This is a genomic window from Halomonas sp. BC04, from assembly GCF_000568385.1.
The window spans coordinates 1-12,093 of record NZ_AZQX01000104.1 but is presented as its reverse complement, the minus strand read 5'-3'; the positions used below and the strand labels follow the sequence as shown (position 1 = coordinate 12,093).

9 protein-coding genes and 1 pseudogene are annotated in these 12,093 nt (G+C 64.7%); 4 read left to right on the top strand and 6 right to left on the bottom strand.

The features are described 5' to 3' along the window. Nucleotides 1-270: 270 nt before the first annotated feature. Both Q427_RS07540 and Q427_RS07535 read right to left on the bottom strand, forming a co-directional pair. Nucleotides 271-921, bottom strand: coding sequence for a TetR/AcrR family transcriptional regulator (locus Q427_RS07540; RefSeq protein ID WP_051496213.1), 651 nt, complete (start codon nucleotides 919-921; stop codon nucleotides 271-273). Nucleotides 922-1,066: 145 nt separating this feature from the next. After that, nucleotides 1,067-2,272 carry an NAD(P)/FAD-dependent oxidoreductase gene (locus Q427_RS07535; protein WP_043512529.1) on the bottom strand — a complete coding sequence of 402 codons (1,206 nt, stop codon included), beginning with the start codon at nucleotides 2,270-2,272 and terminating at the stop codon, nucleotides 1,067-1,069. Nucleotides 2,273-2,597: 325 nt separating this feature from the next. On the opposite strand from Q427_RS07535, the gene Q427_RS07530 reads away from it, so the two are divergent. The 3 genes and pseudogenes from Q427_RS07530 (at nucleotide 2,598) to Q427_RS07520 (ending at nucleotide 7,858) form a co-directional block, all read left to right on the top strand. Then, nucleotides 2,598-3,404 (top strand): tripartite tricarboxylate transporter substrate binding protein, encoded by an 807-nt coding sequence (locus Q427_RS07530; protein ID WP_231613514.1) that lies wholly within the window; start codon nucleotides 2,598-2,600, stop codon nucleotides 3,402-3,404. A 217-nt stretch (nucleotides 3,405-3,621) separates the two neighbouring features. After that, the gene (locus Q427_RS07525; RefSeq protein WP_051496212.1) at nucleotides 3,622-4,740 is read left to right on the top strand and encodes an efflux RND transporter periplasmic adaptor subunit; all 1,119 of its coding nucleotides are present in this window, start codon (nucleotides 3,622-3,624) and stop codon (nucleotides 4,738-4,740) included. Further along, nucleotides 4,740-7,858 (top strand): annotated as a pseudogene (locus Q427_RS07520) (efflux RND transporter permease subunit). The gene Q427_RS07525 and the pseudogene Q427_RS07520 overlap by 1 nt, the downstream one beginning before the upstream one ends. A gap of 85 nt (nucleotides 7,859-7,943) precedes the next feature. On the opposite strand, the gene Q427_RS33555 reads toward Q427_RS07520, so the two are convergent. The 4 genes from Q427_RS33555 to Q427_RS07500 form a co-directional block, all read right to left on the bottom strand. Next, nucleotides 7,944-8,246 carry a DUF3617 domain-containing protein gene (locus tag Q427_RS33555; RefSeq protein WP_331280564.1) on the bottom strand — a complete coding sequence of 101 codons (303 nt, stop codon included), beginning with the start codon at nucleotides 8,244-8,246 and terminating at the stop codon, nucleotides 7,944-7,946. Continuing rightward, nucleotides 8,146-10,137: a putative bifunctional diguanylate cyclase/phosphodiesterase gene (locus tag Q427_RS36080; protein WP_081785879.1), complete on the bottom strand. Its 1,992-nt coding sequence runs from the start codon at nucleotides 10,135-10,137 to the stop codon at nucleotides 8,146-8,148. The genes Q427_RS33555 and Q427_RS36080 overlap by 101 nt, the downstream gene beginning before the upstream one ends. Before the next feature lie 95 nt (nucleotides 10,138-10,232). Next, nucleotides 10,233-10,625 carry a hypothetical protein gene (locus Q427_RS07505; RefSeq protein ID WP_043512525.1) on the bottom strand — a complete coding sequence of 131 codons (393 nt, stop codon included), beginning with the start codon at nucleotides 10,623-10,625 and terminating at the stop codon, nucleotides 10,233-10,235. Between the two features lie 24 nt (nucleotides 10,626-10,649). Next, nucleotides 10,650-11,732 (bottom strand): hypothetical protein, encoded by a 1,083-nt coding sequence (locus Q427_RS07500; RefSeq protein ID WP_051496209.1) that lies wholly within the window; start codon nucleotides 11,730-11,732, stop codon nucleotides 10,650-10,652. Nucleotides 11,733-11,782: 50 nt separating this feature from the next. Between Q427_RS07500 and Q427_RS28705 the strand changes: the two genes are divergently transcribed. Next, nucleotides 11,783-12,093: hypothetical protein (locus Q427_RS28705; RefSeq protein ID WP_155833478.1), on the top strand; the 311-nt coding region annotated here is incomplete at its 3' end.

The following is a 12,093-nucleotide window of genomic DNA, read 5'->3' as shown; positions in this document are numbered from 1 at the left end:
GATGGCAGGACAGGTCAGACCGGCTCTCCGCTACTCTGTGAAGCTTGATGGCCGATGTTGAGGCCGAGTCGGAGATCAGATCGGAGAGCGCGCATCCCATCATGGCCAGGCACCGATGAAGTGCCACTGACAGGCCGGATATAAGCGTGCAGTCTCACCCCCCCGCCGATACGTTTCGGGCTTGCACAACGGGACGGTCCATATAAAAGCTTCAGCTCCGGTCCGAGGCATCGGCGGCTGGAGGCCGAAGGACTCCCGGTGGGGTTGCCGCTACAGGGAAGCCGAAGCCGGGCTTGCCGCCTTGCGCTTCATGCCCGGGACCCACTTCATGCAGCTTTCCCCGCGCTTGAGCCTGCGTTCCACGAACTGTCGGGTACGGCGCTGGCCATCGCTGACATCGCGGGACCAGACGGCAAGAGTAGCCAGGAACAGGCTGGTCAGTGCCACCTCCTCGACCTGGGCCCGCCGGGTTCCGTAGCGCGCCTCCAGCTGCGCCGCCTCGCGCAGCCACTGGACGGTACGCGACAGGTCGAAGGCCATGGGAACCCAGGTATGCAGATGCGGCAGGTGGGCCTTGGTCCGCAGCATCTGCACCGTGACCCGGCGATGGGCGGCAAAGGCATCGAACCAGGCCAGCAGGCAGTGCTCGATGCGAACCCGCTCGGGCCAATCCTCGAAGGTATCCGGCTTTTCAGCGAGCATCGCCTGCAATCCACGCTGAAACCAGGCATTGGCTACCGCATCCAGATCGCGAAACCGTTTCAGTACCAGTGACATGGGCAACTCGAGAGCATGGGCCACCTCCGTCAGGCGTACCGCCTCCCAGCCTTTCTCCTCGGCCTGGCGGACAGCCTCGTCCACCACCTGATCGGCGTAGGAGCCATCTGTGGTCGAGGAATCATGTACGGCAATCATGGACATCGCGTAATCTCCAAGCCAGCGTTCCTGCCATGAGCATAGACCACCGGCCCGAGCTTGGACCAACGTGGCATGAAGCGCAGTCACCCAACATGGAGTGGCCATCGAGCCTTGAAGCGTGTCGCCTAAGCCAGGAGATGCTCAATGGTCACAGGGCATTGCCACAGGCCACCCCCGAGGCCCAGGCCCACTGGAAGTTATAGCCGCCCAGCTCTCCGGTCACGTCGAGCACCTCGCCGATGAAGCGTAGCTGCGGTAGTCCATCGACGGCGAAACTCTTCGAGGAGATCGCCTGGGTATCCACACCCCCCATGGTCACCTCGGCGGTACGCCAGCCTTCGGTGCCCGCCGGCTTGAGGCGCCAGCGATTGAGGTGTCCCTGCCACGCATCGATGCGGGCATTGGAGAGTTCGGCTAAGGTCGGATCCTCGTCATGCCACGCCACCAGTGACTGCGCCAGGCGCCGGGGCAGACGCTCGTTCAGCCAGGTGGAGAGCTGACGTCGGGGATGCTGCCGCCGCGCGGCAGCCAGATCCTCCCCCACGTCGAGGCCGGGCAGCAGGTCGATCTCGAGTTCGTCGCCGGGCAGCCAGTAACTGGAAATCTGCAGCATGCCCGGTCCGGAGAGACCCCGATGGGTGAACAGCAGAGGCTCACGATAGCGCCGCTCGCGCCCCGGCCCTTCTCTCTGGCCATCACGCAGAACGCTCACCGCCACGTCGCAGGCCACCCCCGAGAGCGCCTCGGCCCGTGCCTTCCACTGGGATGTCAGAGTAAAGGGCACCAGTGCCGGGCGAGTATCGGTGACCGCCAGGCCAAACTGCCGGGCGATGTCGTAGCCAAAGCCAGTGGCCCCCATGGTGGGAATTGACAGCCCGCCGCAGGCGACCACCACCGCACCGGCCTCGATACGGCCCAGTGACGTCAGCAACTGCATGCCCTCTCCCTGTCGCTCGATGCGCTCCACCGAACTCTGCAGACGAATATCGACACCGGCCCAGTCGCACTCGGTGAGCAAAACCCGCAGGATTTCCTTGGCGGAATCGGCGCAGAAAAGCTGGCCCGGCGCCTTTTCCACGTAGTCGACGCCATGGCGTTCGATCAGCTCCACGAAGTGCTCGGGCCGGTATCGCTTCAGTGCCGAAATGCAGAAGTGCGGATTGGCCGAGAAGAAGTTGGCCGGGCCGGTCGCCAGGTTGGTGAAGTTGCAGCGCCCCCCGCCGGACATGAGAATCTTCTTGCCCGCCTTGTTGGCATGGTCGATGACCAGCACCCGCCGCCCGCCGTAGCCGGCCGTCAGTGCACACATCAACCCGGCGGCCCCCGCCCCGATCACCACCACGTCATAGGTCATGCGCTTACGTCTCCCGGCCACTGCTGTCAGGGCGCGCATTCTAGCAGCCGCATACGACGGCGCCCATCCGAGGCCGATTCAGAAAAAACAGCCACCCCAGGCTGTGCTAGGGTCTACGGGCCAACCGAAGAAACATCACAACAAGGAATAGAGGTTCAACAATGACGTATCCGAAGAAGGCAATGTTGGGTGGTGCGCTGCTGGCCACTACGCTGTTCGCAGGCGGCCTGGTGCAGGCGGACGACTTCCCCAGCCAACCCCTGACCATGGTGATAGCTTTGGCGCCGGGGGCAGTACCGATATCCAGGGCCGTGTCCTGGCCAATGTGCTGGAGGATGAGCTCGGCCAGCCGGTCAACGTGGTCAACCAGCCCGGTGCCGGGATGGGCGTGGCCCTGACGCGGCTGGTCAACAACGATGACGAGGGCTACACCTTCCTCTACGGCCCGACCTCGCCGATCACCTTCGGCCCCCTGGCCACCGACGTCGACTACGACATGGATGACTTCCGCTATATCTCGGCGGTTTCCCTGGCGCAGGCCGGCATCGTCACCGGCGAGGACCGGCCCTTCGGCGACAGCTGGGAAGAGCTGCTCGACTATGCCCGCAAGAACCCGGGCGTCAGTTATGCCACCCAGACAGCCCAGGACAGGCTGATCATCGACTATATTGCCGAACAGGAGGGGCTGGAGCTGCGCATCGTGCCCACTGCGGGCGGTGCTGGCATGGCCCCGCTGATCCTGTCCGGCGATGTCGACTTCGCCTATAGCGGCGGCACCCACTCCGGCTATGCCGATTCCGGGGAAATGCCCGTGCTGCTGAGCCTGGCCGAAGATCGCCTCGTCGCTTTTCCGGATGCACCAACGCTGGTCGAGGCCGGTTACGACATCACGCCGGGCGACATTCTCATGGCCGCCCTGCCCAAAAACGTGCCGGACGAGCGCGCGCAGCGTCTGGCCGACGCGCTGGAAGCCGCCACTCAGGACGAGCGTTTCATTGAAGTGACCGAGGAGCGCCTGCTACTGCCGGTCAATTACATGGACGAGGCGGAACTGACCGATACACTCTACGCCCAGCGCGACGCCTTCGCCGAGCTGATCGACGAAATGGGAGGCGTTGAAGCCCCCGAGTAACCCAGCCGCCGGCCCCTCCCAAGGGCCGGCCATGCCCCACCGCCAACTCGCTTCTATTATTGTACAACTAGCGTACAATAACTTTTTTCGCCACGTTTAACTTGTGAATTGTTGCCATACTTTCGCCAAGCCGCGTGGCTAGAATTATCACTGTGCTCCAATGGATTGTGGGCCCGTCTAACCGTCATGCATCGCCTGTTTCGCCACAAGAGCCCTGATGAACACTATTTCACCCCTCAAGCCCATCACCACGTGGCGCGCCCCTCTCTTGTTGCTGCTTCTCTTTCTGAGCCAGCTTCTCCTTCTGAGCCTGCCGCTGGCCGCCCAGGAGCGTACCGCGGTGATTGCTTCCCGGGTAACACTAGAGCCCTGGTCCGATCCCCTCGAGGCATTGGGCACCCTGCGCGCCGACGAGAGCGTCACCCTGTCAGCCACCGTTACCGAGATCGTCGCCGAGCTCAATTTTCGCGACGGCGACCTGGTGGAAGCAGGCCAGCTCTTGATCCGCCTGGAGGATGGCGAGCAACAGGCGCAGCTGCGCGCCGCCCAGGCCCTGCGCGACGAGCGGCGCAGTGCGGTCACTCGGCTCACGCAGCTGCAGGAGCGCAACATGGCCCCCCGCGCCGACGTCGAGGATAGCCAGGCACGGCTGCGTCAGGTGGAGGCCGAGATCCAGGGGCTGGAGGCGCGCCTGACCAACTACCGGCTGCGCGCCCCCTTCGACGGCCGGGTGGGCTTTCGTAACATCAGCGTGGGTAGCCTGGTCACCCCCGGTACCCAACTGGTGACCCTGGACAAGACCGACGTGATGAAGCTCGACTTCAATGTGCCCGAGGTCTTTCTAGCGATACTCGAGCCCGGCCTGCCGCTGACCGCGCACAGCGCCGCCTTTCCCGACGAGGTCTTCGAGGGCGAGGTGGCCAGCATCGGTTCGCGGGTCGACCCGGTCAGCCGCAGCGTCAGCGTGCGCGCCGAGCTGGCCAACCCCGAGCTTCGGCTGCGCCCGGGCATGCTGATGGAAGTGGTGGTGCAGCGCAGCCCCCGACAGGCCGTGGTGGCCCCCGAATCGGTGCTCGTTCCCAGCGGGGACCGGCAGTATGTGATGGTAATCGATGAAGCCGACGGCAACCGGCTCGAGCGCCGCCGGGTCACCGTGGGCGAGCGCCGCACCGGACAGGTCGAGATACTCGAAGGCCTGTCCGAAGGGGAGCTGGTGGTCAACCACGGGCTGCAGCGCGCCCGGGAAGGGGACAGTGTTAGGCTGCTGGGCATCGCCGACGACGAGGCCACGATTCGCCAGATACTCGAGCAGAACCGCAGTGAGGGAAGCAGCTGATGCGGCTCTCGGACCTCTCCGTCCAGCGCCCGGTGATGGCCACGGTATTGGCGCTGCTGATCGTGGCCTTCGGCCTGCTGGCCATGCAGCGCCTACCGCTGCAGGAGTACCCCTCCATCGACCCGCCGGTGGTCAGCATCGACACCCGCTACGCCGCGCCTCAGCCAGCGTGGTGGAGACCCGGATCACCCAGTTGCTGGAGGACCGCATCGCCGGGGTGGAGGGCATTCAGCTGATTACCTCCTCCAGCCAGGACGGCCGTTCGCGGATCAATATCGAGTTCCGCCTGGACATGGACATCGATGCCGCGGCCAACGATGTGCGCGACCGTATCTCCGGCGCCCTGCGCAACCTGCCCGACGAAGCCGACCCACCGGAAGTGCAGAAGGCCGACTCCAGCGAGGAAGTGGTGCTCTGGCTCTCCCTCTCCGGCGACGACTACACGATTCCCGAACTCACCGACTATGCCGACCGCTATCTGGTGGACGGCTTCTCGGTGCAGCCCGGCGTGGCGCGGGTACGCGTGGGGGGCGGACGGGAGTATGCCATGCGGGTGTGGCTCGACCGCAACGCGCTGGCGGCCCGCAATCTCACCGTGGGCGACGTGGAAAGCGCCCTGCGTGCAGAGAACGTCGAACTTCCGGCCGGGTCGATCGAATCTCGGGACCGACAGTTCATGGTCCGCCTGCCGCGCACCTTCAACCAGCCGGATGACTTCGAGCGCCTGGCGCTGACCCAGAGTTCCGATGGCTACCTGATACGCCTGGGCGACGTGGCGAGAGTGGAAATCGGCTCGGTGGAAGATCGCTCGATCTTTCGGGCCAACGGCGTGCCGATGGTGGGCCTGGGGATCATGAAGCAGTCCACCGCCAACGTGCTGGAGGTCTCCGAGGGTGTACAGGCGGAACTGGCGCGGGTGCAGGACAGCCTGCCGGAGGGCATGTCATTAAGCCTCAACTACGACGCTTCGGTCTTCGTTTCCGGTGCCATCAAGCAGGTTGTAATCACGCTGTTCATCGCCATGGGCCTGGTCGTCGCGGTCATTTTCCTGTTCCTGGGCAACGTGCGCACCACCCTGATACCCGCGGTCACGGTGCCGGTGGCGATGGTCGGTGCCTTCATGGCGCTGGCCCTGATGGGCTTCTCGATCAACCTGCTGACCCTGCTCGCCCTGGTGCTGGCCATCGGCCTGATCGTCGATGACGCCATCGTGGTACTGGAGAACATTCACCGGCGCATGCACGACTACGGCGAGACCCCACTGGTGGCCGCCTTTCGCGGCACCCGCCAGATCGCCTTTGCCGTCATTGCCACCACCCTGGTACTGATTGCCGTGTTCGTGCCGCTGGCCTTCCTGCAGGGCAATGTCGGGCGCCTGTTCACCGAATTTGCCCTGACCATGGCCGCCGCCGTGGCCATCTCCAGCGTGCTGGCGCTCTCCCTGACCCCGATGATGGCCTCTAAGATCCTCAAGCCTTCGATGCACGAGGGTCGCATTGCCCTGGCCGTGCAGTGGCTGCTCGAGCTGACCCAGCGGATCTATCGCACCCTGCTGGTCTGGGTGCTCAAGGCGCGTGCCGCGGTGCTTGCGGTGTTCGTGGCGCTGATCGCCGCGACGGTTTGGCTCGCCGACCTGCTGCCCAGCGAGTACACCCCCCAGGAGGATCGCGGCAGCTTCATCATCCTGGTCAACGGCCCGGAAGGGGCCACCTTCGACTATATAATGGACTACATGGACGAGATCGAGACCCGGCTCGACCCCCTGCTGGAAAGCGGTGAGCTGGAGCGAGTGGTGGTACGGGCCCCGCGCGGCTTCGGCAACATCGAGAATTTCAACGGCGGCTTCGCCATCATCAGCATGGCCCCCTGGGGCGAGCGTCGTGATGCCTGGACGATCATGGACGAGGTTCGCCGGGAACTGACCGACCTGCCCGGCGTGCAGGCCTTTCCGGTGATGCGCCAGGGCTTCGGCCAGCGCATCAGCAAGCCGGTGGAGTTCGTGCTGGGCGGCGGCACCTATGAAGAGCTGGCCCAGTGGCGCGACACCCTGATGGAGCATATCCGCGAGGACAACCCGAGGTTGATCGGGCTGGACAGCGACTATCGCGAGACCCAACCCCAGCTGCGTGTCGACATCGACTATTCCCGTGCAGCCGACCTGGGGGTCACCGTCACCGAGATCGGCCGCACCCTCGAGGTGTTGCTGGGCGGGCGCAACGTGACGCGCTACCTCGACAACGGCCAGGAGTATGACGTCATCGTCGAGGGCGACCGGGCCAGCCAGGCCAGTCCCCGCGCGCTGGACAACATCCAGGTGCGCTCGGCGCGCTCGGGCGAGCTGATCCCCCTGGCCAGCCTGGTGAGCTTCTCGGACTTTGCCGGCGCCAGCACGCTGAATCGCTTCAACCGGCTGCGCGCCATCACCATCGAAGCCAACCTGGCCGACGGCTACTCCCTGGGCGAGGCACTGGAGTACCTGGAAGCCGCCGCCGCCGAGGTCCTCCCCGGGCAGGCCCAGACCGACGTCAGCGGCGCCTCCCGCGACTTCCGACAGGCCAGCGGTGCCACCACCTTCCTGCTGATCCTGGGAGCACTGGTGGTGTTCCTGGTGCTGGCTGCCCAGTTCGAGAGCTTCATTCACCCCTTCGTCATCATGCTCACGGTACCGCTGGCCATGAGCGGCGCCATGCTCGGGCTGTTCGTCACCGGCCAGTCGCTCAACATCTACAGCCAGGTGGGATTGGTGATGCTGATCGGCCTGGCGGCCAAGAACGGCATTCTGATCGTGGAGTTCGCCAACCAGCTGCGCGACGAAGGCCTGGCCTTCCGCGACGCCCTGCTCGACGCTGCGGTGACGCGCCTGCGTCCGATCCTGATGACCGCCGTGACCACCATGGCCGGCTCGATCCCGCTGATCGTATCCAGCGGTGCCGGCGCCGAGTCGCGCATGGTGATCGGCACGGTGATCCTCTCCGGCGTCGCCGCTGCCACCCTGTTCACGCTGTTCGTGGTGCCGGTGGCCTACGACCTGCTGGCGCGCCATACCGGCTCCCCCGGCGACGTGAAACGCCGCCTGGAAGCGGAGATGACCGCTGGCACGGCCTCACGAGACACCTGAATCAACAAGTAGGCACCAATCACGAAGGCCACCCTGGGGTGGCCTTCGTGTCTACCGCTTCGTGTCTGCTGCTATTGGCGGCCGTTCAGCAGTCGCCGAGGCGCTCGCCTTCGATGGTCGTGTTCATGGTCATCTCACCCATCGGCGAGTCGGTCTGGATATTGACGTTGCCTTCGACGCTCTCGCCCAGGAAATCCATGCGACCGTCGATGTCGGCCTGGCCACCATCGGCGTGGCATACCATCTTGTAGTCGACACCGTCTGCGGACACGTTGTGCTCCAGCAGCTCACACCCATCCTCCACTTCCAGGAACTGGAAGTCGGCATCGTCGAGATCGCCCTGCACGATGCACTCCTGGTGGCTCTCGGTCTGATCGGGAATCGGCATGTCGCCTTTTACCGAGGTGGTGCTGGTGAACTGCCACTGTCCGGGTACGATATTGGGCGCCTCTGCCATGGCGGTCAGCGGCAGCATCAGCACAGCGGCGGCAAGCAAGGAACGAAAGGGCATGAAGACTCTCCAGTGTTTTAGTGAGCGGCAGTAGTGGAACACAGCCCGCCGCTAATGTATGGCACGTGACACAGCTTACCCCAGACAGGGAGCCGGTGGGAAAACCCAGCGATGACCGGTCACGTATCATGGGCACAGGCGACCTGGCCAACCTGCAGCTCCGCCACCGGTTGCGGCCTGCCGAAGAGATAGCCCTGGAAGCTTCGCAGCCGTGCGCCAGGAGCCATTGGTGCTGCGCCTCGGACTCCACCCCTTCGGCGGTCACGTCGAGGCCGAGGCTCGCCGCCAGGGTGATGGTGGCCTGGACAATGGCGGCATCCACCGCGTCGTCGAGCACGCCGTCGACGAAGGATTGATCGATCTTCAATTCGTCCAGTGGCAACCGCTTGAGGTAGTTCAGCGAAGAGTACCCGGTACCGAAGTCGTCCAGGGCGAAACGGATGCCGAGCTGATTGAGTCGCAGCATGATCCCGCGTACCCGCTGGTGGTCATCCATCAGCAGGCTCTCGGTCACCTCCAGCGTCAGCCGGCGAGGGTCGGCGGCCGTCTCTTCCAGTATCTGCTGAAGCTTCACCACGAAGTCCGGCTGGTGGAACTGCACGGAACTGACGTTGACGGCAATGCTCAGACTCTCCCGCTCCGGCTCATGCGCCCAGGCGGCAAGCTGACGGCAGGCGGTTTCGAGGACCCAGTACCCGATCGGCAGAATCAGTCGGTTCTTTTCAGCCAGGGGAATGAACATGCCCGGCGATACCATGCCACGCTGAGGATGCTCCCAGCGAATCAACGCCTCGACCCCGGTGACGCGTGACAGGGAGTCCACCTGCACCTGGTAATGCAGGCGGAATTCATCCCGAGCGAGGGCCTGATGCAGGTCCGCTTCCAGATGGACACGTGCCATCACCGCGGCCTGCATCGTGGAATTGAAGAAGCGCACCGTGTTGCCCCCCGCCCCCTTGGCTTGCTGCAGCGCCATGTCGGCCTGCTGCATGGCGCTCTCCACGCTGGTCTCGCCGTCGGCAAACAGCGTGACGCCGATGCTGCCGGTAATCGGCAGGGTCAGGGCCTGCTCCTGCTCCTGCTGGGCTTCCAGAATGCGCGTCAACAGCTTTTCCGCCACGAGCTCGGCCGCATGAGCCGCCTGCTCCTGATCGGGCGCCAGATCATGAATCAGCAGGACGAATTCATCGCCCCCCAGCCGCGCGAGGGTGTCGCTCTCCCGCACCGCACGCGAAAGGTGTTCGGCAACGTGGCGCAGGAGATGATCGCCCTGATAGAGCCCCTGGGTGTCGTTCACCAGCTTGAAATTATCCAGATCGATGAACATCAGCGCCGCATAGCGATCCGTACGGCGGGATCCCTTGACCACCATTTCCAGGCGATCGAGCATCAGGCGCCTGTTGGGCAAGCCTGTGAGCGAATCATAGAAAGTCAGGCGATAATTGCTCTCCTGAATCGCATGGCACTCGGTGATATCCGTGGAAGTGCCGCACAGCGAATAGGTCGTGTCATCCGCATCATTGGCCTGTTTTTCCTTGCCGACCATCAACTCAGCGTGATCTCTCGCCACTCTGCGCTGAGCCCACAATGCACCACCCACGGCCGCCAACACCATGCACGCCATAGCCACAATGGCGAGCACCGCCCATCCGATGGCCGGTACCGACGCCGAACTCTCTACGCTGCCAGCCGCTGTCGTCGACAGCCCGGCCAGTATCCCTGCGAGCGCATACCGTCGAGTTATCGACAGCAAGCCAGTCAATGACATCCCGTCACCATTTGTAGTTTATAGAACTATGTATAGCAGAAAAAACTGAAATGACCGACAAGTAAACGACGGGTGCCATTTGCCGAATCCCTGCGTCAGGGCTTCGCCATCAAGTCCGTGCGCCAGGCCCGCCAGAAGGTCACACCCTGCAAAACGGCAAACACCGCCTCGAACAGGGCCGGCAGCCACAGCAAGCCCGAGGCGAACAGGAAGAAGAGCGCGAAGAGCGACCGGAACAGGATCGACAGCAGCGCCACCAGGCGATTGTGCAGCGGTGACAGGGCGGCCGGCAGATAGAGCAGTCCGACCACGATCATGGCCAGACCCGCATAGCGCACCCAGGTCAGCGGATACGGCAGGTCGGCGCCCATGACGCCCAGCAGGCTGACAGGCCAGAGCCAGAGCCACAGGCCCAGCAGCACATTGAGGGCGATGCCCACTTGCATCACCCGCCGGTAGGTCCCGAACACATCGTGTGAGGTCTGCATATCAGTGCTCCCGGGCCGGTTGCCCTAAAATGTAAGTAGATAATCGAGCAGGTCCGAACGCTCCTGCGCCGTCAGCTCGGTACCATAGACATGCCCCTGGCGGCCGTTGCCGGGCTGGCTGGTGTCGAAACAGAAGCCATTTTCCAGCGGCTCGCCTGGCGTGCAGTCGGGCGCCACGAACCCGCCCTTCTCCTCATCCAGTACATCCAGCCCCCGCACGAAGGCTTCCGGGCGCTCCTCCGGCGGCAGCAGCAAGTCATAAAGGGTCGGTACGGCCCCGTTGTGCAGATAGGGGGCCCGCAGCCAGAGCCCGTCGAGGGGCAGGTTGGCGTAGCCGTCAGTCTTCTGGAAATGGCGGAAGCGGTAGCGGTCGTCGTCCTCGAACAGGGTCAGCTGATAGCGCTGCAAGGTCTCGGTGTAGCTGTCGAGCCGGGCCGGATCGACGCCAAGCCGGTCGTTGGGCTCGACCTGGCCGAGGCGCTCCCCTTCGAAGACGTAACGGTCGCCGTCCTGGTAGCCGTGACAGTCGGCACAGTGGCGCATGTACAGCGACTTGCCGGCGGCCACACCGTCGGGATCGGGGCGGTAGGGGCTGGGCGGCGGCTCGAGGTCCAGCAGCCAGTCGGCCACCCGCTCGATACCGGCGTGGTCGACGCTCTCCTCGGTCACCCCGGCGCCGATGGCGGCGCTCAGGTTGCGCTCCTGCAGCGAGGCGTTGTTGCCATCCCAGTGCAGATCCATGCCCTGGCGGGGGCGCTGCAGGAAGACGGCGGGGAAGTCGCTGGTGCCGATCCGCTCTGACTCATCCAGCTCTGCCACGTCCATGTCGAACTGGAGCAGCTTGTAGGGATTGAAGGTATCCACGCGCCCCGGCCCCCAGGGCGGCTGCTCGACCAGCAGCGGCTCGAGCATCGCCCGGGTCGCCAGCAGCCCCTCGCGCACCTGGGGCAGGACCGCATAGCGCCACACCCGCCGCTCGATCCAGCCCAGCCGCTGCCCCTGGGCATCCATCTCGTCGAGCACGCGATCCGGCGCAAGCCGCGGGTCATCGGCGATCTCCAGCAGGAAGCCGATGAAGCCGTAGAGGTCCAGGTTGTTGGACGGCATGCCGGAGATCTGCCGCGGGGAGCATCGGGCGACTCGCGGACCGTCCCCACATGGCAGAGCGCACAGTTGAACCAGGCGACCTCAACGCCGCGCACCTCCCGAGTGCCGAGGCCGATGGGCAGATCCCCACGGCTCGGCTCGTCGCCCGGCGCGTAGAGAAAGCCGAATACCTCGTAGTGCCGATCGTCGAAGACTTCCGGGAAGAGGCTCGGCAGTACCCGCCACAGCCGGACCGGCAGCCCGCTGACTTCGCTGCCGATGGAGCCGTGCCGGAAGTGGGTCTCCGGATCGGCGTAGTGACGCACCGACTCGCCGCTGTAGCGCCACAGGGTGGGCACGCCGATCGCCAGGACCAGCCCCC